This window comes from Paenibacillus sp. JNU01 (assembly GCF_059130585.1).
In genome coordinates this window covers 4,845,251-4,865,187 of sequence record NZ_CP169723.1, presented here as the reverse complement: position 1 = coordinate 4,865,187, position 19,937 = coordinate 4,845,251, and the positions used below count along the sequence as shown (strand labels likewise).

Genomic DNA, 19,937 nt, shown 5'->3' with positions numbered 1-19,937 from the left:
CAGTGCGTGTACAAAACCGGGACTAAGTACACCATCAAATCTCCATTTTCTTCCTCGGCGGAATTGAACTATATTGCGTAAAGTTTTGCTTGGGAGCGTTTACACTAGTAGATTTACAGCACCAAGCGCCTGATATATTAAATATAATTACATATATGCCAATTGTCAACAGTTTCGAAAAGCCTGTTGATTCCCTCTGAAATTCCATTGTCATCTGGCTGTTCCTAGTATTACAGGTACAAAAAAAGACACGGAAGAACAACTCCGTGCCTATATAAAGCAAGACGGTTCAATCAAAGCCATACATTACATATTTCCAATCCTCAATTCATAAGGAAGTTGGAACAACGAGAGGCGTAGGAATTAGTCCTGCCCCTTCCATTTGAGCATCGCCACCGACTCCACATGCACCGTGTGTGGGAACATATCCACTGGCGTTACCTCAACCGTGCGATACCCGCCATCCTCCAGCACACGTAGATCACGTGCCAACGTGCTTGGGTTACAACTCACGTACACTACGCGCTCCGGCTTCATCTCCAGGATGGTATCCAGCAAACGTGGATCGCAGCCCTTACGCGGTGGATCGACAACAATTACGTCGGCTTCGATGCCTTGTTCTTTCCAGCGTGGAATAACGTCCTCGGATGCGCCAACTTCGAACTTCACGTTACGCATCTCGTTCAAGAGCGCATTGCTGCGAGCATCCTCAATCGCTTCAGGTACAATCTCTACCCCGTACACTTGATCCGCATGTTGTGCGAGGAAAAGAGAAATCGTTCCAATGCCGCAATAGGCATCAATTACCGTCTCTTTGCCGCTCAGTCCGGCATATTCTACCGTCTTCCCATACAGTACTTCCGTCTGCACCGGATTCACCTGATAGAACGAACGCGCCGAGATCGCAAACTGTACATCACCGATATAATCATAAATTACATCACGGCCCCACAGTACTCGGGTCTCATCGCCAAAAATGACGTTGGTCTGTTTCTTGTTCACATTCTGGCAGATGCTCGCCACATGCGGAATCGCTTCACGGATACTGCCGATCCATTCGTCTTTGTACGGAATATCTCGACCATTGGTGACCAGTACGAGCATCATCTCGCCTGTACGGAACGCCTTCTTCACAACCACATGGCGCAGCAAGCCGCGACCTGTCTCTTCGTTATAAGCACTGATTCCAAAATGACTGCCGATCTCCTTCACCTTCGCAACCACTTCGTCGTTATGCTCATGCTGAATAAGACAGCTCTCCATATCGATGATCCGATGGCTTCCTTTGGCGTAAAATCCACCTACCAGGCCACCCTCGGTCACACCAATTGGCACCTGTGCCTTATTCCGATAGCGCCATGGCTCGTCCATACCCATCGTAGATAGTACACGAATGCCCTGCTCCGTATCTTCTCCGTTCATGACACCTTCAAGGCGAAGTCGAATACGATTGCTGCCGATCATTTGCACTTCAGAAGTAGCCGGTTCAGTTGTCTGATTCGCATCACCAACTGAAGCGTCATCCTGCACGTTGGATCCCAACGTCTCCGCATCCTCCACCATCACGTTCAATTTGCCAATCCGCTGCAAATTATCTACGACCAACTGGCGTTTCCACGCAAGCTGTCCGGCATAGCTCATATGCTGGATCTGGCAGCCTCCGCACTGATCATAGATTGGGCAAGGCGCGGACACACGATCCGGGCTGGCGTTCACGATCTCCAGTAACTTGGCGTAGCCATACTGCTTCTTGGTTTTCATCACGCGCACGCGTACGGTTTCACCTGGAAGCGCACCCTGCACAAAGAGCGTGTATCCATTCGCACGACCTACGCCCTCACCGTCATGGTTCATACCAATGATGTCGATGACGGTCTCTTCATTTTTGCTAACGGGCAGCCCTTCGATTGGTGCAGATTCACGCGCTCTCCCCTTCGGACGAACGGCAGAAAGAGATGCGCTTTGTGACCGCACCTCTTTTCCTTGCTGACGTGATGATTGACTTGGCTGACGGGACGCTGAAGCGTTCCCTTGCCCCTGAGAGGCAGCCGAATTCCGGCGGTTTTTTCCACGACCGCTGCGGTTCGTATTAGACAACGTACATTCACTTCTTTCTTCTTATATAGTACCCTGCCTGTGCAGGCGAGGGAAAAATCTCATTTTTCATTTTGTTCCTGATTCTAACGAATCTGGCATACCTTATTCACATCAAAAATAACGTTCCGAATTTCTAATGAACTTCAGAAACGTTATATCAACCTCAGATGGTGTTTTACGACCTTATTAGATCATTTTCTCCAAAATAACGACGTTGAGATTCGTTCGATTCGCAGCTTCGGCGATTTCGCCACTTTTAAGGCTTTCTGAGTTCGTTAAGCTCAACGCACGGTGACCACATGAGATTATACGCGATCCCACCGTACACAGCAACTGGAAAATCCAATTCCATCTCGCCTTACCGCAGAGCTGAATCCAACTCTCCTCAACAGTTATGCGATACTGTGCAAACACCGCTGCAGCATTGCTTTTCTGAGGCGATCAACATTGCTTTTCGCAAGCGCCCATAGTGCCCCCAGCATCCACATTTTTAACGATACAATTGCAGATGATGCTTGAGGTTCGTAAATGTGGCTGGCAGCGTGCCGCCCAACTCTCCATCAAGGTTCAGTTGCACATAGCCTGGCGACGTAACTTCCATATGACTTGTCTGGAAATGAACCACCTTCTTGTCGTTCAGATGCTCCCCACGCAGCGCGAGCGTGACGAGGCGGATCATGTCAGCCAGATTACATTTGCGGACACCGATCACATCGAACAGACCATCGTCAATGGTTGCACCTGGAGCCAACTTTTCGAAGCCCCCGACCGAATTGGTATTGGCGATGAGGAATAACATGAATTCATCATGAATCTCTTCCTGACCGTCGGCGCGAATAATCAGCTCTTGAGGAGACAGGCTCGCCATTTTCTCAATACCCTTCATATAATAGGCCAGTTGCCCAATCATCGTTTTCAGACGACTCGGTACTTCATAGGTCAGTTCAGTTAATGATCCGCCACCGGCGATGTTGATAAAATATTTATCATTCGCTTTGCCCAGATCGAGCGGACGAAGCTGCTGGTTAATGACCAGATCCACGTAATCTTCCCACTGTCTCGGAATGCCGAGTGCACGCGCAAAATCATTCGTTGTTCCCAGAGGAAACACCCCCAGCGGAGGACGGTTCTCCCGCTCGGCCATACCGTTGATGACTTCGTACAACGTACCATCGCCACCAGCAGCAATAATCATGTCATAGCCGCGTTCAATCGCGAGTTCAGCTTCGCGGGTTGCATCACCTTCACCTGTTGTTGCATGACATGAAGCTTCAATACCACCTTGATCCAAACGCTGCAAAATATCAGCCAGACGTTTCTTCATTTCTTCCCGGCCTGAGGTCGGATTATATATTAAGCGAGCTTTTTTCATCTCATACGCCACCTATTCCACATTATCCATGAGTCTATACGACCTCATAATCTTACCTTGCATCAGTCCACAACAGGACATATTTTTTACAAAATGATGAACTTCCGTTCATTCTGCTCTAATCTTTCGTCTTACCTATATCTATGCAACAGGAATTCCGTCTCATTCCACAGCCTTTAACTCCTATCATATCATCAAATGTAAAGATGTCCTAGCCTATAATCTATAAGTATATTTTTTCATATATGTACCCACTAATCCATCTATTACCCAATAAACATCATGCACCAGTCCTGAATCTTTCCCACTGCCTTTTATGTAAAATAGTCTCATTATTCAACCATTCTGCCCGCTTGCACAGGAATTAGTCTTCGGTTTCGATACCTTCATCTGATTATGACATGGATATACTACAAATTTACAAATCTTAAGATAAAAAGATAAATAATATAAACCTTTTTCCACTATAGTCTTAGTGCACCCTCCCCCAGCATCACACCTTATCAGCGAAGGAGAATTAGGAATGAAAAAAAATGTGTTAATGTTCCTGGCCTTTCTTATGGCATGTGTTCCTTGGGTCACCGTTGTTGAAGCAGCGGAGATTAATCATGATCAGGTTGTCGGATTTCAGGAACTCTCACCCGTTACCGTGACACAACAAGCAACCAAGCGTTTTCAGCCTTTTTTGAAAGTCTATCATGGTTGTGTACCTTTCCCCGCAGTGGATCAACAGGGCAATACCAGTGCTGGCTTGAATACGTCCGGGTCATCGAATGGAAACTGTAGCTCAAGTACAGGGCAGATCTACTCACGCTCGGCATGGCATAATGGGGTGTGGGCTATCATGTATTCGTGGTATTTCCCCAAAGACTCCCCTTCCCCCGGACTCGGCCATCGTCATGATTGGGAAGGTATCGTCGTGTGGGTAGATAATCCGGCAGCGGCCAATCCCCAAATCCTCTCCATCGCGTATTCCGGTCACGGCCAGTTCACCAACGTCACACCGAGCAATACCAATACACAAGGTAACCATCCGTTAATTTCCTATAATAGTACTTGGCCACTGAACCATGAACTAGGCATCACCAACATTGTCGGGGGAACACAACCTTTAATCGGATGGGACGACCTGACTTCTGCGGCACGAAATGCGCTTAATACTACGGACTTTGGCAGCGCCAACGTACCTTTTAACGATAATAATTTCACGAACAATCTGAACAAGGCATGGTTTAGGTAAAAAAATCCCCTTCAAGTGAATGGTTCACTTGAAGGGGATTTCATGATGAAGTGATTCGTATCACGATCGCTATAGGTTCAGCTGATACTTGCCGCAAGGAAACTCCTCGGAGTATAGCTCTCTTTACTCGAAGTATCGGGCGTTCTCGTCATCGTATCTCCGTCTCACTTCAGCTAACCTCAAAATCCAATTTTTCTGCCAGCGCGCAGTTGTTTGTACCAGAAATATACGGTGCAGCCCACACAATAGCCCACCAGGGCGGCACTTGCAGCTGCAAGAAGCATCACAGCAAATAGATAACCTGCGACCGTCCAGCTGAGTGAAAATGAAATGATCGCCAGAGACAGGAAGAGCACAGCCAGAATATTGTTGAATCGCTGCAGCTCCACCGCCTGCGTTTCTGTCCCTTTATCGGTTAACACAACTTTCCCAATTTGCACAAACAGATTAAGCTTTCCACCGGAAGCCAGACCAACCACCTGAATGCTCCACAGCGCGCCCAGAACTACAAGTGGATTAAACACAAAAGAAAGTAAAACAAACAACACAATACCGACCTGATTCGCTTTCACATAGCGCATGGGCACTTCCCGCATCAGAATACCACCTTATTCCTATTTTATTAGTTGGTTTTATTGTAGTCGGTATTGGGTTAATGAGCAAGAGTACACTTTATTTAAGGGGAGTAAAATCTCTTTTCAGCACGTCCCAATGGGGTGTCGGGATGCCTGTTGTCTTTTTCCAATCGTTAAATACATTATTTAGTGCCTCAATCTCTCCAAAAGAACCCGCAATCAGCTTATGGATTGGAAGCACACTGTAGATCTTCAACAGAAGGTACAACGTCCGTTGATGCTTACGAATCATTTTAGCCTGAATCTCCGGTATAATCGTTATGCCCATTGCCTCAAGTACGCTGAAGCCCTCATCCATCGCCCTAATCATATGATGAATTTGCTTTCTGTTCCCGTCCAACTTGATCAACTCAAACTTCTCATTAAAGCTCACTGCATTCAGCATCAGAATGGGCACAATATGGCTTTTCAACCAGGCATCAATATCGCTTAGAACATTCAACTTGTATTTCACATGTTGGAAAGCTTGATCCAGCAAAGGTTTAAATTTGATATCACCATCCAGACTGCCAATCACCATTTGTCCGCTGCCTCCACCGATCGATAACATGCGGTCTTTTTCACGCTTCCCTCCACTCACGTGGAATCCAAACGCGATCTGTTTTGCCACCTTGCTGTTTGCCTCCAAAAAGTTTTGCATGCTTCGTGCATCTGCGTTGTTACCTACGACTACAATATTGCTGCTCTGATTGTCTGCCAGAATAGGTAATATTGAAGGAAAATCATTATATTTCATCACAACAAAAATCAGATCATATTGGTCATCCACCTCCAACGTTCTGGTGACCCGAACCGGATCAACTGTCGTTTTGAATTGAAACATATGCCGGATGACGACTCCATCCTTCTCCAGCTCCTCTGCCCGCTTCCCTCTAGCCAGAACAGTGACATCATTGCCACCGCGCACCAGGACGTGCGCCAGTTGACTCCCCAGAACCCCCGCACCATACACTAATATTTTCATTGGTTATCCCTCAATTTCATATTTTATGAATAATCGTTGTTTTATCAACATTTGTTGATAAAATAAGAGTAACAAAGCACCTACTATGCTTCAATCGTTAAAATATCCGCTTTTGTTGAATAATCAACGAATGTTTCCTTATTGTTGAAAAACCATCTATAGGAGGGGCCATGGACAGACGAGTACTCAAGACACGAAAGGCGATAATCGAAGCTTTTGTCGGGTTACTGGAGGAACAGGATTTCGAGCAAATTACGATAAACGATATTGCTGATCGGGCTAACGTAAACCGAGGAACCATCTATTTGCATTACGCTGACAAGTTCGACCTGTTGGATCAATGCATTGAGACCTATTTGCAAAAGTTGTTGGATGCCTGCATGATCGAAAGCTCTACTACAACACCTGTTACGGCCAAGGATGCGCTGCTCAGAACTTTCCGTTATCTGGAACAGTATGCCTCTACCTATACTACACTTCTAACCAAAAAAGGTATTCCGGCATTCCGTAGTAAGTTGATGACATTGTTGGTCCAGGGAGTACAGGATCAGATGGATGCCTGTGGCATCCAGGAAGGTATGAAAAAAGAGATTACCATACAGTTTCTTGCTTCCGCTGCTGTAGGCCTCCTGGAGTGGTGGATTATGAATGCCATGCCTTATCCGGCCGAGGAGATCGTTGACCAATTAATAGATCTACTGGAACTACATCTGAATTTGCACGCTCCCATAAGTGGGTAACCTGGGCCCTCGTTTGAGTGGTCGAGTGGTCTACAACAAACAAAAAAACCACGTCCTTGGACGTGGTTTTGATATACTTCAAGAAGAAGCCCCAACCTCATTACATCTCTCCAACAAAATCTGGATCTGGCGCTCCAGCCACTGCCCAAGCAGTGGGTGAGGCAACAGCGTCTCACCACTATACTCATAATCCAGTTCCTTCAATCGGTCCGGGATTACGTTCCTCGTGAAGTAACCGGCACTCAAAAACAGCGGCGCCACAATAACCCGGTTCCCCCGCTCTTCGCTCCAGTACTTCACTTTGTCATACACACTCTCCGGATTCAACAACGCATAATCCGTATGGGCTACACCACTAACTTCCTGCACAAGCTCTGCAAGAGAAGAGATTCCGGCTTCCCAACGCTCGCGAAAACCATCATGAATACTCCCATGTCCCACCAGCAGAATCGTTTCCTGCTCAGGCTGCTGCGAGAGTGACTTGACCTTATCCCACACCATAACGGCAATATCCGGATCGTTATCTACTGGATAACCGAAGTGAACCCGAGCCTTGACATGGAACGGTTCCAGATCCGTTTCGCGATCAGGTGTTTCCTTTGCACCAATGGCATATTCAATTTCATCCACATGTGTACTCCCGGATGAAACAAATAGAGGTACGACCAGAATATCGGTTACGCCTTGTGCTTCCAGTCGGTCGATACCGTCCTGGATTAAGCGTCCTTCCACTAGTTCAAGAAAACCAGCTTCAACTGGCAATGGAATAGGCAGATTCAACCGGGAGATCGCGTCATCGACGGATTCCACCCAGGTCTGCTCCTGTGAACCGTGACTGATGATGAGTACGCCCGGCTTCTTCATGTTAGCGTCCCAGGCGTTCCAGCGTCATTTTATAACCATCATTTCCGTAATTCAGGCAGCGTTTGACACGTGAGATTGTAGCAGTGCTCGCACCTGTCTCTGCTTCAATCTGGTTATACGTATTGCCTTTACCCAACATACGAGCCACTTCCAGCCGTTGGGACATGGATTGGATCTCGTTTACTGTGCAGAGGTCATCAAAGAAAACATAACACTCTTCAATATCTTTTAACGTCAAAATAGCCTCAAATAGTTGTTCAATGCTTTTATCATTTAGCTTTTTCAGCTGCATTTCATCATCATCCCCTAGCGGTTACTGTGTACCTACATTGTACTCACACTGAGTTGGTATTTCAAGCGTTACCGATTTCACGCACTACAGAATAAAAATACATGTTACCGCTTACAAAAGGTACTATTGTCCTTCTCTCGCGCACATCAGATGAAATTACCCCGCTATTTCCCAGTTTTCACCTGTATATATCCGATTACTTATGTAGGATTTTAACCCGCTAAATTGTGACAATTTTGTGTCTAAACTACATTTTACTCTTTGACAACCTGCCATCATGCCATGCGCCCAAATCCGCAAATATCCCGTTTTCCGGGATACCCGCCTACGCCGTCTCTCCGCGAATGACATACAGTATAACAAAAGGGAGTTCCACTACCGCATATGATGTATACTGTCATGAAACTTGTGGAACGCAATTCCGAAATCCAATAGAAGGAACGTGATCGTTCATGCCACAGCATTATTATCACCGCCAGCCAGCACAAGGGCACCGACCGTCTTCTCATGCACATCGGCAGGCACATACTTCTGCCTATGTGCCGCCCGGTATGGTTCAGCGGTCTTTAAATGAAACTCAGATTCAACCGATGTACCCTGGAGTAGAGCCCCATTACCCGGGCTTCGGTGAAGTCGAAGCATCTGCAGTCGTACCCTATGGGCAAGGTGTAGCTGGAGGGAACTTATACGGAGGTGCAGCACAGGTTGTTGCCCCAGCTCCAGTACCGACACCTGCTTCTGGCAGTTCAGGCTTTTCATTAGCTAACATCGGTGAGTTAAAAGGAATGATCGACCGTTTCGGCGGTATCGATGGAATCATGAGTGGAATAGGCAAAATGCAGAAGGTCGTCGGCGGCATCCAGCAGATGGCTCCGATGATGAAACTCGTTATGGGCATTCTGCCTTTTGGAAAAGGTAAAAGTAATAACAGCGCGGCTGACGCAGACTATGAAGAATATACGCCGCCCCGGAGACGGAAGCGCAAGCGGACGAATAAACAAACGAGCACTCCACGTCGTCGCAACACAACTCCAGTCCGCCGCAAATCCAATTCCACGAAGCGCCGTCCCAAAAGTCGCAAACGTTAAACTCATCCAGGCACCCCCATACAGAAGGTGGGTGCCTTAACCGCGTTCATCACTACACACATAAAATCCCAGGAACCTATGTTCTTATTTTTGCAACTTTGAGGTATACTGGATAGTAACTAAAGGAGGCGGACCATGGAACTTTTCAAAGACAAATACACGCCCGCACTAATCGATCGGACAGGCGAACTGTTGCATCAATTCTACCCAGAGCTGGATACACATCTATTTCATGAATTGGTTTTCGCTGAAGGCTGGGAACAGTTGGAATTCAAAGGGCGCATTCGCCGAATCACACTAGCGTTGACCGAAGTGCTGCCCAATAATTATGAAGAAGCGTTACATATTATCGAACAAGCGGCTCCGAATATGAGAGGTGTTGAATATCTGTTTGTACCGGATTTTATCGAAGTGAACGGACTTGAGCCGGAGGATTACGAATTATCCATGAAGTATCTGACCCTCTTCACACCTTATTCCAGCTCCGAGTTTGCGGTACGCCCGTTTATTGAACGTTATCCCATGCAAACGATGAAACATATGATGGCGTGGGCAGATAGCCACAATGAGCATATCCGCAGACTTGCCAGTGAGGGCAGTAGGCCACGTTTGCCATGGGGCGCCAAACTTCAGAACTTTATCACTGATCCAACACCTGTACTTCCGATTCTGCACGCATTGAAACAGGACGAGTCCCTCTATGTGCGCAAAAGTGTTGCCAATCATCTGAATGACATCTCCAAAGACCACCCCGAACTGGTCCTGGATCTGGCCACCACCTGGTATGGACAACATGCCCACACAGATTGGATTGTCCGGCATGCCAGCAGGTCCTTACTGAAGAAAGGACATCCCAAAGCACTAAGTCTTTTTGGTTATAACGAGCAGGATTCAATTCACATTGAGCAGCTTCAGCTTGTACAAGATACGATTGCCATTGGCGAGGATCTTCATTTTTCATTTGATGTTGTTAATGAGAGTGGTGAGTCACAGATGCTGCGAATTGAATATGAGATGGGTTATATGAAGGCAAACGGCAAGCAGGCTCCCAAACGATTCAAATGCTCTGATAAAATGTATCCGACAGGCAGAACCAAGGTAGCCACCAAACAGTCGTTCAAAATCATTACAACGAGAAAATACTATGCCGGATTACATACGCTAACGATTGTAGTGAATGGTCAAGCGGCAGCAACAACTTCTTTTGTTCTTGAAATGGAGTAACAGGAAGCAATCGTAAGTTATACACATCTCACTCCAAAGAAATACTTATTCACATGTGGATAGAATATTTCTAGCATATCTATAGCAGCATCAGAAAGGCCACCTGGCAAACATCATCTCCCTACAGTTATTTCTGCCCGAGATCATGACCCAGTGGCCTTTTTTATATGTAATTCTAACTGCAATTCCTCTTACCTACCCTCACCGCTATCCAAATGTAGCACGTTCTACTTAAACCATCCGCGCTTCACAAACCAGGCCACCATACTTCCGCCAAGCACAAACATCAACAGCAGCACCGCCCCATACCCAAACTTCCATTGAAGCTCAGGCATATAGGCAAAGTTCATGCCATAAATACCCGCGATCAGCGTGAGTGGCATAAATACAGTCGTAATCACCGTAAGTGTCTTCATGATCTGATTCATCCGGTTGGAGTTCAGGGAAATATAACTGTCGCGTAGGTCGGCCGTCATCTCCCGATCGGCTTCAATCATGTCCGTCAGCTTCAATAAATGGTCATAGATATCGGTAAAATAAGCCGTATGTTCGCCTGTTCGCTGCACATGCTGGGAGTTCACCACTCGATAGAGCAGATCCCGCATCGGTACAACCGTTCTTCTGAGCTTCAGCAATCGGCTTCGCAAGTCAAACACCTGATTCATCAGGTCTTCAACGGACTCTTGTCCACCCCGGTTCTCCAGTTCAGCCAGTTCATCCTCAATGGCAAATAGGGACGGAAAATAATGATCGACCAGCTTGTCCATCACCGTATAGGCCGCTGCCACCGGACCTCGCGCCCAGATCGTACGTTCATGTGCATGGTGCAATAATCGCTCCCACGCTTCATCCACTTCCTCCAGTACACCATGATGAAAGGATACAAGGAAGTTCGCTCCGAGAAACAAGTCAACCTCCTCAGCTTCCAGTGTGGACGGGTTCAGTGCATGCAGTACAAGAAACTGCAGATTTTCATAATAATCAAGCTTTGGCCGCTGCAACACATGCAGACAGTCCTCAATAGCTAAGGGGTGAAAATGAAAATATGTATCCAGCAAACGGCTTTCCTCTTCCGTTGGCTGGTTAAAATCCGCCCATACCCAGGCGTAATCGTTCAGATCCAGCTGTGTAAGCGGTACGTTCACGGAGACTTGATGTTCTCGTGTAATGGCGAGTGTACGAATCATAATCAGACCACGTCCTTGTCCTGTATCTTTACGTCATTGTACAACGTTAACCATAGACACGTCTCCCACGTGTCCCCAAATATCCACAGCCACCTTCAAACTCGACAACAAAAAAAGCCAACCCTGTTGGCTTCTCTCATTTCCCTATCCACAGTTCCCTGTATCCACAGGAATATCTTCTTTTGGTTTATCATTCCACGGATGGCTATCCACATATCCAGCCTGTCCACACGTTCATGCACAGGCGTCTCTTGATTTTGGTTGTATAATTGTCCACATATCCCGATATTCACACAGTTATGAACAGTTTGTCTGGTAACCCCGGATTCGTACGGGATCACTTCTCTTTTTAGAAAATAATCCAGTACAGCAATCCTGCCAGTCCAGCAGTAATTGGAATTGTAATGAACCACGTAATAATGATTCGTCCAGCAAGTCCCCATTTCACAGCAGAGAAACGTTTTGCGGAACCCACACCCAGAATAGCTGATGTGATCGCGTGCGTTGTACTAACTGGAAGGTGAAGCAACGTTGCTGTGAAAATAACGGAAGCAGCTGACAGATCGGCGGCAAAACCGTTAATTGGTTCAATTTTAAAGATTTTGGTACCCATTGTTTTGATGATTTTCCAACCACCAATGGATGTACCCAGAGCCATCGCGGTTGCTGCTGAGATTTTAACCCACAGCGGCACTTCCAGATGATCTTGTACACCTGCTGCAACCAAAGCAAACGTAATAATACCCATCGCTTTCTGTGCATCATTTGTACCATGTGTGAAAGCTTGCAGTGCTGCCGTGAAAATCTGTACCGTACGGAAACCTTTATTCACGTTATGCGGACTGCGTTTGGCAAAAATGTATTTGAGAATCGTCATGACCACATAACCGATGGCAAATGCGATTAGAGGTGATAATAGCAAACCTCCGACAATATCAATGAACCCACTCCACTTCACTTTATCGGAACCTGCGCCAACGAGCACGGCACCAGCAAGGGCTCCAATCAATGCGTGGGATGAAGAAGACGGAATACCAAACCACCATGTAACCAGGTTCCAGATAATCGCAGCGATCAAGGTGACTATGACGACCTCGATCCCGTTATCTAGCGTGGTGGGGTCGGTTACACTCCCCCCAATCGTCTTCGCAACGCCTGTAAACATCATCGCACCGACAAAGTTCATTACCGCTGCCAACAGGATCGCGCGACGTGGCGTTAGTGCCCGTGTCGATACTGAAGTAGCAATGGCATTGGCCGTGTCGTGAAAACCGTTGATGAAGTCAAACGCCAGTGCAAGGAAGACGACTATACCTAATACCCAAATCGTTGTTTCCATTATTCTCTGGCTCCTTAAGAATTACGCATGATGATGGATTCGAGCACATTTGCTACGTGTTCACAAGCATCCGTTGTTGTCTCAAGACGTTCGTAAATTTCCTTACGTTTGATCAATTCAATCGGATCAGGAACGGTAGCGAAAAGGTTCTTGATACACATGCGCAACACTTCATCACCCTGATTTTCCAGATCATTCAATCGAATCGTGTACTCACGAATCGCCAGCAATTTTTTCTGAGACAGCAAATGAATAGCCTTCTGAATTTCGTAAGCCGATTGGCGCAAAATTTCAGCAAATTGCACGATATATTCGTCAGGATCCGTCAGTTGGTACATATAGAAACGGGAAGCCGTTGCTTCGAGTCCGTCCAATACGTCATCAAGTGTTGTTGTCAGCTCCATAATATCATCGCGTTCGATCGGCGTGATAAACGTTTTGTTGAGTTCCGTAATGATTGTGTGCACATAGTCATCACATTGGGACTCGTACTTCTTCATTTCATTGGCAAAAAGAGTCACATCCTGAAGGTTGGAAACATGCTGGGAGAAATAATCTGCCGCTTGAACAACCGTATCTGCCATGTTCTCCAGTGTCTCAAAAAATATATCCTTCTTCTTCTTAAGCTTCATAGCCCTATCCCCTTTACGGAAAAAATTGCCGATAACCGATGAAACATGAAATGACAACCTTTGATATCTTATCATATTTGTTTCATGGTTTGTACAAAAGGTGTGATCCTTTTTTATATTCTTATCACATTAATCTGAAATGAATCTTAATTATTTGGAATAATGGTAAATTCAAGTCAAGATTTTACACTGCGTTTACAATTCGACATCCAAAGACAGAATCGACACGATTCTATTTTTCACGCTAAGATACAATATAACGCCTTTTCGATAACAAAATGCATACCTGTTTCATTGTTTTCTTTCATTACATCCTTCATTGCTGCACAGCCAGCTTCACATGACTGGAGAATTCCGGTTGATTGGGAACAATGTTGATAAAGGTTTTACCCGGCACAAGAGCCACTTCACTGCCATCCTGAACAAACCGGATAATATCCCCCTGTTTCTTCAACCACTGCCCACGAATCATTTTTCCCTTCTGGAACAACATGGCTTCCCCGCCCTGTTCCAAATTGACGGACAACCGACCTACACTATCGAGCACCTTGTGATCTGCACCTGCCACAATGATATTCGCTGCGCCAAGTGCAGTCCCATTATCCAGATCCTGATCTGCCTTACCATTCACCATTCTCATATATCGTCCGCTAACTTCATCATAATCATACGTCACCCGGTAACTATCCAATAAATAATGGATGTCGAATTGCTTCACTGCCTCTCCTGCGGATGTCGCGCCTTCTTCGTTATAGATGTATACGGGGGATTTAAACTCATGGCTATAACCCTTGATATCTGCCCCTTCTCTTAACTTGTCCGCTGAGGTATACAGATTGTGTGGCGCTTTACGATCCTTGGAACGCCAGAAGTAAGGCCCTCCATTTGAGATTTCATCCATATGCTGTTTCTGCTGCCTTTGCAAAATGGAATATGCCTCCGGACTGCCTCCGGCATGAACAAGCACCCCATCATAACTCTCGCCAAGCTCAATCAGATATGGACGTATACTGCGGACCGGTCCAACCGTCTCAGCACCGCCTTCACTCTGGAAGATGGCTATAAACCGGGTAATGCCTCCCTCTGCGAGGACTTCAAGAATGATATCGGCGGAACTCAGACCCGATTGGGGCCGAGCCGCTGGTGCATTATTAATCATGACGGCAAGGGGACGACGCGTAATCGCTTCCTCTACAGGCAGACCTGTAAGAGGTGCTGTGTAGAGAGAAGCGTTGGACTCCTCCACAGTCTGTTCTTCTTGTACAGGTGCAGGTGTCGGTTCTGGCTGAAGTGGCATCTGAGACGTCTCCTGGTTTTGGCAGGCAACAAGACTCAATGAGAGAATTAAAAGGGATGCAGCCGATGCTGCTTTGTTCCATTTAAAAAGCTTCAATATAGGACCTCCTAAACGATATGGCCTGGTTCTAAGTTGTGATATATGTCTCATGTGGGCAACCATTTCACGTATTTCTTTCCATTTAATCACACCCCATCCGATTTGTCTGCGCCCTGAAGGCCTTGATACAGCGTGAAATTCACATTTGAAACAGTGAATAGCGAGAAAAATATGTCCTAAATGTGAACTTCTCAAACCTTACTTAAAATTTGAACTAGATTGTGATTTTAATCACAAACAAAACGACTTTTGGACTATACAATAAAGACATCAAAGGTGATCACTTAGAAAAAACAAAAACAACACACACTAGATTCCATGAAGGAGTGGTTCATATGTTCAGCTTCAACCAATGGCTTAGAGAAAACAAAGTGGCAATGTGGATTTTGACAGTACTTCGGGTGTATATCGGTTACGATTGGATGACTCACGGATGGGGCAAATTGACTGGCGGATTCCAAGCTGGCGGGTTCCTCGCCGGGGCAGTCGGTAAAGCAACGGGTGAAAATCCAACAGTTCAAGCATGGTGGGGAACGTTCCTTGAGAAATTCGCAGTACCAAACGCAGGATTGTTCGACTTCATCATTCCGCTTGGTGAATTCCTTGTAGGTGTAGGACTCATTCTCGGATGCTTCACAACACTGGCTGCGCTGATGGCTCTCGTGATGAACTTCGCGTTCCTCTTCTCGGGTACAGTAAGCACGAACGCTCAACTGGTTCTGATGCAAATCTTCCTAGTAGTTGCTGGTGCAAATGCAGGTAAAATCGGTCTAGATCACTGGGTACTGCCTTACCTTCGCGGATTGATCACTCGTAACAAAGGTAATCACCCAAAAGACACACCAACGATTAGCCCAACTCATAAAACAGCTTGAACAATAATCAACAACGCTGCCGCCCTGCTCTCCATCCCCCGGAGAGCAGGGCTTTTTGCTTTTCAAGATATCCTGAATGTCCTGACTGACTTGCCCATCCACAGAAAATCATATTATGATGAACATAAAGTTGAACTTTAAAGGAGTACACGATATGCCGACCCAGCGACGTCTTGAGACCGATGCAGACTTCCAGGAAGCCATGAATATGAAGTATAAGGTTCGAGTTTTTAAAGATAATCACCAGATTGACTCGGGTGGCATTATTATCCGTTTTGACAGCAATACCGTAGTTGTACAATCCAGTGTCAGTGAACTTGCTTATCATTCGCGTACAGACTGTGAATTGTTCGAAATTCGCAAATAAAGATCCATTGCATGCATAAGTCCTCATTGAAAAAAGGTTCCTTTAGCCCATCAAGGGTCTAAAGGAACCTTCTTTTATTTATATATTGTAATGGTATACATTAACACATGTTATCCGTACCCAACTGGTTTCTGACACCATATTCAGGCTGTTGTCTGTTCCAAGTTACACGCCGTCTCCAAACTGCCAGCAGTTCAAACTGAGCGTTCCATAAGGGTAAGACTGGAATAGGCGCTTCGCTGATCGAGACATATCCGCTGTACCCATCGCGTAGAACAAAGGCGCAAGGTGTTCTGTCCCATACGACGGCACTGCCATACGTGCATGAGGGGCTTTTTTCTCATATTGAAACAGTTCTCTTGTGTTCCACTGCTGCAAGCGATCCCCAATCCAGTTATCAAATTCCACCGCCCACTCCTGCGGTTCATCCGTATCGCCCAACATACGTAAATTGTGAACCGTTCCACCGCTGCCAATGATCAGCACATCATCATGACGCAGCTGTTCCAGCATTCGGCCAATATCATACTGTTCCTGCGGCGTACGCAGCGAGTCTACAGATACAGCAATCACAGGGATATTCGCTTCGGGATACATATGGAGCAACGGTACCCATACGCCATGATCCAATCCTCGGCCTCGAATCGGCTGATGCGCAAGATTGCTACGGGTGAACAAAGCACATATCTCGTTCGCCAGATCTGGCTGCCCGGATGCAGGGTATTCCATCGTATACATCGTAGAAGGAAATCCATAAAAGTCATGCAAGGTCTGATGTGTATCATCCATCGTCACGGACGGTTCAGGACAATCCCAATGTGCCGTAAATACGACAATGGCTTTCGGAGCCGGCAGCCTGTCTCCAAGCTGGTTCAAGAAGTGAGTGTAGTCATTGCTCTCCACCGCCAGAGCGGGAGAACCATGCGCAATGAAAAGTGCGGGTAATGTCATTGCTGCCAACCTCCAGACACGGATAGAATGCTTACTCTTCTATTTTACCCCTAAGAAGGCGCTTTTCCAAGCTGACATCCCCAAACCGTTGCAATCCTGCCATTTATATCATCCAGTGCTGCCAATCCTGCTCGATCTTCTGACGTTCACCCAGCCACTCTCTGGTACGCGTAATTAGCTGTTCCCGCTCTTTACCTGAAGAGAAGGTATGATCGCCCTGGAAGATGATCTCCTTGTCGCAACGCCCTTCCTGACGCATCCAGAATACCTTTTGATACAGGAACGCGTAGTCTACAGGAATAATCTCATCTGACGTGCCATGCATGACGAGAACATCACCGCTAAACTTGACTGCTTCCTGGAATGGTTGATGTTCAGCGAGAGATTCGAAGAAGGTAGGTGTGAATTTGTATCCAAGATAATCAGCCGCACCCAGTTTCACGCCTTCATCGTAGACTTCCCGTCCCGTAATCTTCACGATATCATTGAATGGATAACCCACGGAGGACCACATCACCAGATTCTTGACACGTTTGTCGCGCACAGCTGTTAGTAATGCAACGGCACCACCCAGACTATGACCAATCAGCGTTACGCGTGTAGGATCTACATCACTGCAATTCACCGCGTAATCCAGCACCGAGCGTGTCTGCAGCACCATGGACTCCAGTCCCTCCGCTCCATACTCCCCACTGCTCTCTCCGCAACCGATATAATCGAAACGCAGAACCAGATAACCGTCTTCAGCCAGCTCACGGGCAGTCTTTACAAACAAACGGTCCACACCGATCCGACTACCCACGAAACCGTGGCAGATGACTGCCAAAGGTACGCGCTGCTGACTCTTCTCCTCCTTGATATCTTTCACAACCGGATAGTGAATCGTGGCTGTTAATTCTTCCTGTCCATGACGGATACTGATCTGACGTTCCATACCGATTTCCCCTTTCTACGCTTAGCCTGTTATGTTTCATTTATTAAATATATATAATCCGATAAGTTTAGTGTGTATTAAGATGTTATTCATATATTATCATCCCGTAACCTGCAAGTCAACGTAAGGAAGAACCCTTTCTACGTTGAATGCTAGTCTTCATTTTATCGGATGATAAGCGCAAAAAAATGAGCCATGCTGATGACAGCTGGCCCGGATATCTTTTATCTTTTTGGAATTCAAACCAAGGGTTGCAGGATCGTTATTCGTAGCTTCTGCGGAACATCTCGTGGGTCTCCACCCGTCCATTCCACTCATGCTCATGACCCGAATCACTGTTGTCCCAGAAACTTCTTCCCCTCAAATTCCCATCTGTCAGTTCTTCTGCATACTCCGTGTCCTCCAGATTCTCCTCAAAGGATACAACCTCGTCCACAACTCCACGGGAGTTGCTGTTCAGTAGCAGCTTACGCGTCAAATCTGTTTGTTTGTCCATAACAAGCACACTCCAATCTTGGATTTCTGTTGGAAATGCTACTATTGTGATGGAATTGGCTGCTCTTTATGCATACTTCACACAATCGTTAGATCTGTGATGCCTGAGGTATTTTTTCACATGAATGGGGGAAAATAAACGAACAATCATTGGCAGCATATGCCTCGGAATCCTTCTGCCGAAAGGAATGAATTCATGGAACATTTATTGGAATGGATTCAACATCACGGTAAACTGGTACTGTTATGCACCTGTGTCATTCTTGCCTGTGTGGGCATCTGGGCCAACCATGAGCAGCTTTTTAATAAGGAATGACTTTGCGAAACGAGAGCCCTTCCCGTATACTAAAATACCGTCAGGGTCTTCAGATAACTGGAAGATCAGAACGTGTGTAGACAGGGGGAGCAATCATTGGGGATTTCCTATAAGAAACTGAAAGAAATACAGAATCGGCAAATAACCGAGATGAGTCGTATGACACCTGAACATGTGAAATTGTATGACGAGATCAGCACCATTGCGCGTCATGCACCAGCGGACGAGAGAACACAGGAAGAATGGATTCTCTCCGCAGGAAAAGCGATCGTGCAGGCTCAGCGGGATAACAAACCCGCACGCGAGCTATACGGACCTGATCTGGAACAAGACATCCATGCACAGCTCGGGATAACAGATACAGCACCGAAGAAGACGGCTGCCACTGAGGTGGGTACATCCACTCCAACCCGTGGTAATAGTCCATCAGCTTCATCGAAAAAGAAAGCCAACGATGCTGAACCACAGCCAACGGAGAATGCCGAGCCAGCGAAACGGACACCGAAGTGGTATGGCATGATCGCTTGGGCGGCGTTGTCTTTTGTCATGTTAATCCAAGGATGTGCGGGATTATTCGTAGGTTGGACTGGCGGAGATACGGAAGCGTTCCAACACATCAGCCTATTCTCCTTAATCGTAGCCGCCGTTGGCGGAATCGCATTGGTAGAGATGCTCCGCCGCCTTGCTGAGCGTCCAGACGATGAAGGAGCCGACAGAAATAAGGTACCTAAGCTCAATATTCGGGGAATCATCATCTACATCGTGGTCGTGGTACTCGTGCTGTTTGTTGGGTATCCGCTCCGTGATAAACTTCCGGTATTTGCACTAGCTCCATGGGTGAGTGCAGTGATCGGCATTGTGGGGCTTGCAACGTTAAGGCCCTTATTCGGACAAAAGAAAACAGCATAACACGTTATATAAGCGATTAA

General features: G+C 46.5%; 20 protein-coding genes. 7 read left to right on the top strand and 13 right to left on the bottom strand.

Going from position 1 to position 19,937, the window contains the following annotated elements:
- Positions 1 to 363 precede the first annotated feature (363 nt).
- Together rlmD and NLBNIHML_RS21280 are read right to left on the bottom strand one after the other, a co-directional pair.
- Positions 364 to 2,097 carry a 23S rRNA (uracil(1939)-C(5))-methyltransferase RlmD gene (gene rlmD / locus NLBNIHML_RS21285; RefSeq protein WP_342571823.1) on the bottom strand — a complete coding sequence of 578 codons (1,734 nt, stop codon included), beginning with the start codon at positions 2,095 to 2,097 and terminating at the stop codon, positions 364 to 366.
- Between the two features lie 490 nt (positions 2,098 to 2,587).
- Positions 2,588 to 3,469 carry a diacylglycerol kinase gene (locus NLBNIHML_RS21280; RefSeq protein WP_074093499.1) on the bottom strand — a complete coding sequence of 294 codons (882 nt, stop codon included), beginning with the start codon at positions 3,467 to 3,469 and terminating at the stop codon, positions 2,588 to 2,590.
- A 523-nt stretch (positions 3,470 to 3,992) separates the two neighbouring features.
- On the opposite strand from NLBNIHML_RS21280, the gene NLBNIHML_RS21275 reads away from it, so the two are divergent.
- Positions 3,993 to 4,709, top strand: a complete 717-nt coding sequence (locus NLBNIHML_RS21275; RefSeq protein WP_494352682.1) for an NPP1 family protein — start codon at positions 3,993 to 3,995, stop codon at positions 4,707 to 4,709.
- 179 nt (positions 4,710 to 4,888) lie between these two features.
- Here NLBNIHML_RS21275 and NLBNIHML_RS21270 read toward each other — a convergent pair whose 3' ends face one another.
- Positions 4,889 to 5,305 (bottom strand): DUF4395 domain-containing protein, encoded by a 417-nt coding sequence (locus NLBNIHML_RS21270; RefSeq protein WP_339304140.1) that lies wholly within the window; start codon positions 5,303 to 5,305, stop codon positions 4,889 to 4,891.
- A 76-nt stretch (positions 5,306 to 5,381) separates the two neighbouring features.
- A complete protein-coding gene (locus tag NLBNIHML_RS21265) occupies positions 5,382 to 6,308 on the bottom strand; it encodes a ketopantoate reductase family protein (RefSeq protein ID WP_494352681.1) in 927 nt (308 codons plus the stop codon).
- Positions 6,309 to 6,478: 170 nt separating this feature from the next.
- On the opposite strand from NLBNIHML_RS21265, the gene NLBNIHML_RS21260 reads away from it, so the two are divergent.
- The gene (locus NLBNIHML_RS21260; RefSeq protein ID WP_339258804.1) at positions 6,479 to 7,048 is read left to right on the top strand and encodes a TetR/AcrR family transcriptional regulator; all 570 of its coding nucleotides are present in this window, start codon (positions 6,479 to 6,481) and stop codon (positions 7,046 to 7,048) included.
- Positions 7,049 to 7,126: 78 nt separating this feature from the next.
- Here NLBNIHML_RS21260 and NLBNIHML_RS21255 read toward each other — a convergent pair whose 3' ends face one another.
- Positions 7,127 to 7,912, bottom strand: coding sequence for a sirohydrochlorin chelatase (locus NLBNIHML_RS21255; protein ID WP_339239507.1), 786 nt, complete (start codon positions 7,910 to 7,912; stop codon positions 7,127 to 7,129).
- Between the two features lies 1 nt (position 7,913).
- Complete coding sequence (locus NLBNIHML_RS21250) at positions 7,914 to 8,204, bottom strand: YerC/YecD family TrpR-related protein (protein ID WP_017690665.1); 291 nt, start codon at positions 8,202 to 8,204, stop codon at positions 7,914 to 7,916.
- 452 nt (positions 8,205 to 8,656) lie between these two features.
- Between NLBNIHML_RS21250 and NLBNIHML_RS21245 the strand changes: the two genes are divergently transcribed.
- On the top strand, positions 8,657 to 9,292 hold the full coding sequence (locus NLBNIHML_RS21245) for a tyrosine protein kinase (RefSeq protein ID WP_339239506.1): 636 nt from the start codon (positions 8,657 to 8,659) through the stop codon (positions 9,290 to 9,292).
- A 135-nt stretch (positions 9,293 to 9,427) separates the two neighbouring features.
- On the top strand, positions 9,428 to 10,516 hold the full coding sequence (locus tag NLBNIHML_RS21240; RefSeq protein WP_339258801.1) for a DNA alkylation repair protein: 1,089 nt from the start codon (positions 9,428 to 9,430) through the stop codon (positions 10,514 to 10,516).
- Between the two features lie 227 nt (positions 10,517 to 10,743).
- Here the strand turns inward: NLBNIHML_RS21240 and corA are convergent, their stop codons facing one another.
- The 4 genes from corA to NLBNIHML_RS21220 form a co-directional block, all read right to left on the bottom strand.
- Complete coding sequence (gene corA, locus NLBNIHML_RS21235; RefSeq protein WP_076333421.1) at positions 10,744 to 11,703, bottom strand: magnesium/cobalt transporter CorA; 960 nt, start codon at positions 11,701 to 11,703, stop codon at positions 10,744 to 10,746.
- Between the two features lie 349 nt (positions 11,704 to 12,052).
- Positions 12,053 to 13,042 carry an inorganic phosphate transporter gene (locus NLBNIHML_RS21230; protein ID WP_062836232.1) on the bottom strand — a complete coding sequence of 330 codons (990 nt, stop codon included), beginning with the start codon at positions 13,040 to 13,042 and terminating at the stop codon, positions 12,053 to 12,055.
- Between the two features lie 14 nt (positions 13,043 to 13,056).
- Entirely contained in the window at positions 13,057 to 13,674 is a 618-nt protein-coding gene (locus tag NLBNIHML_RS21225) for a DUF47 domain-containing protein (protein ID WP_062836231.1), read from the bottom strand.
- Positions 13,675 to 13,990: 316 nt separating this feature from the next.
- On the bottom strand, positions 13,991 to 15,067 hold the full coding sequence (locus tag NLBNIHML_RS21220) for a DUF3048 domain-containing protein (RefSeq protein ID WP_494352680.1): 1,077 nt from the start codon (positions 15,065 to 15,067) through the stop codon (positions 13,991 to 13,993).
- 338 nt (positions 15,068 to 15,405) lie between these two features.
- On the opposite strand from NLBNIHML_RS21220, the gene NLBNIHML_RS21215 reads away from it, so the two are divergent.
- Entirely contained in the window at positions 15,406 to 15,945 is a 540-nt protein-coding gene (locus NLBNIHML_RS21215) for a DoxX family protein (protein WP_339239503.1), read from the top strand.
- 154 nt (positions 15,946 to 16,099) lie between these two features.
- Positions 16,100 to 16,312 (top strand): hypothetical protein, encoded by a 213-nt coding sequence (locus tag NLBNIHML_RS21210; RefSeq protein ID WP_017690673.1) that lies wholly within the window; start codon positions 16,100 to 16,102, stop codon positions 16,310 to 16,312.
- A gap of 165 nt (positions 16,313 to 16,477) precedes the next feature.
- On the opposite strand, the gene NLBNIHML_RS21205 is transcribed toward NLBNIHML_RS21210, so the two are convergent.
- The 3 genes from NLBNIHML_RS21205 to NLBNIHML_RS21195 form a co-directional block, all read right to left on the bottom strand.
- The gene (locus NLBNIHML_RS21205; protein WP_472474639.1) at positions 16,478 to 17,263 is read right to left on the bottom strand and encodes a DODA-type extradiol aromatic ring-opening family dioxygenase; all 786 of its coding nucleotides are present in this window, start codon (positions 17,261 to 17,263) and stop codon (positions 16,478 to 16,480) included.
- 103 nt (positions 17,264 to 17,366) lie between these two features.
- Positions 17,367 to 18,197 carry an alpha/beta hydrolase gene (locus tag NLBNIHML_RS21200; protein WP_339239500.1) on the bottom strand — a complete coding sequence of 277 codons (831 nt, stop codon included), beginning with the start codon at positions 18,195 to 18,197 and terminating at the stop codon, positions 17,367 to 17,369.
- 262 nt (positions 18,198 to 18,459) lie between these two features.
- Positions 18,460 to 18,693: a hypothetical protein gene (locus NLBNIHML_RS21195; RefSeq protein ID WP_133387380.1), complete on the bottom strand. Its 234-nt coding sequence runs from the start codon at positions 18,691 to 18,693 to the stop codon at positions 18,460 to 18,462.
- Positions 18,694 to 19,104: 411 nt separating this feature from the next.
- Between NLBNIHML_RS21195 and NLBNIHML_RS21190 the strand changes: the two genes are divergently transcribed.
- Entirely contained in the window at positions 19,105 to 19,917 is an 813-nt protein-coding gene (locus NLBNIHML_RS21190) for a hypothetical protein (RefSeq protein WP_494352679.1), read from the top strand.
- Positions 19,918 to 19,937 lie beyond the last annotated feature (20 nt).

Excerpts from the sequence above, each read along its gene's own strand:
- NLBNIHML_RS21280 (WP_074093499.1), bottom strand. The coding sequence starts at position 3,469 with ATGAAAAAAGCTCGCTTAATATATAATCCGACCTCAGGCCGGGAAGAA.
- NLBNIHML_RS21245 (WP_339239506.1), top strand. The coding sequence starts at position 8,657 with ATGCCACAGCATTATTATCACCGCCAGCCAGCACAAGGGCACCGACCG.
- NLBNIHML_RS21260 (WP_339258804.1), top strand. The coding sequence starts at position 6,479 with ATGGACAGACGAGTACTCAAGACACGAAAGGCGATAATCGAAGCTTTT.
- NLBNIHML_RS21195 (WP_133387380.1), bottom strand. The coding sequence starts at position 18,693 with ATGGACAAACAAACAGATTTGACGCGTAAGCTGCTACTGAACAGCAAC.
- NLBNIHML_RS21265 (WP_494352681.1), bottom strand. The coding sequence starts at position 6,308 with ATGAAAATATTAGTGTATGGTGCGGGGGTTCTGGGGAGTCAACTGGCG.
- NLBNIHML_RS21215 (WP_339239503.1), top strand. The coding sequence starts at position 15,406 with ATGTTCAGCTTCAACCAATGGCTTAGAGAAAACAAAGTGGCAATGTGG.
- NLBNIHML_RS21225 (WP_062836231.1), bottom strand. The coding sequence starts at position 13,674 with ATGAAGCTTAAGAAGAAGAAGGATATATTTTTTGAGACACTGGAGAAC.
- NLBNIHML_RS21275 (WP_494352682.1), top strand. The coding sequence starts at position 3,993 with ATGAAAAAAAATGTGTTAATGTTCCTGGCCTTTCTTATGGCATGTGTT.
- NLBNIHML_RS21205 (WP_472474639.1), bottom strand. The coding sequence starts at position 17,263 with ATGACATTACCCGCACTTTTCATTGCGCATGGTTCTCCCGCTCTGGCG.
- NLBNIHML_RS21230 (WP_062836232.1), bottom strand. The coding sequence starts at position 13,042 with ATGGAAACAACGATTTGGGTATTAGGTATAGTCGTCTTCCTTGCACTG.
- NLBNIHML_RS21200 (WP_339239500.1), bottom strand. The coding sequence starts at position 18,197 with ATGGAACGTCAGATCAGTATCCGTCATGGACAGGAAGAATTAACAGCC.
- NLBNIHML_RS21270 (WP_339304140.1), bottom strand. The coding sequence starts at position 5,305 with ATGCGGGAAGTGCCCATGCGCTATGTGAAAGCGAATCAGGTCGGTATT.
- NLBNIHML_RS21210 (WP_017690673.1), top strand. The coding sequence starts at position 16,100 with ATGCCGACCCAGCGACGTCTTGAGACCGATGCAGACTTCCAGGAAGCC.
- NLBNIHML_RS21250 (WP_017690665.1), bottom strand. The coding sequence starts at position 8,204 with ATGCAGCTGAAAAAGCTAAATGATAAAAGCATTGAACAACTATTTGAG.
- NLBNIHML_RS21240 (WP_339258801.1), top strand. The coding sequence starts at position 9,428 with ATGGAACTTTTCAAAGACAAATACACGCCCGCACTAATCGATCGGACA.
- corA (WP_076333421.1), bottom strand. The coding sequence starts at position 11,703 with ATGATTCGTACACTCGCCATTACACGAGAACATCAAGTCTCCGTGAAC.
- NLBNIHML_RS21255 (WP_339239507.1), bottom strand. The coding sequence starts at position 7,912 with ATGAAGAAGCCGGGCGTACTCATCATCAGTCACGGTTCACAGGAGCAG.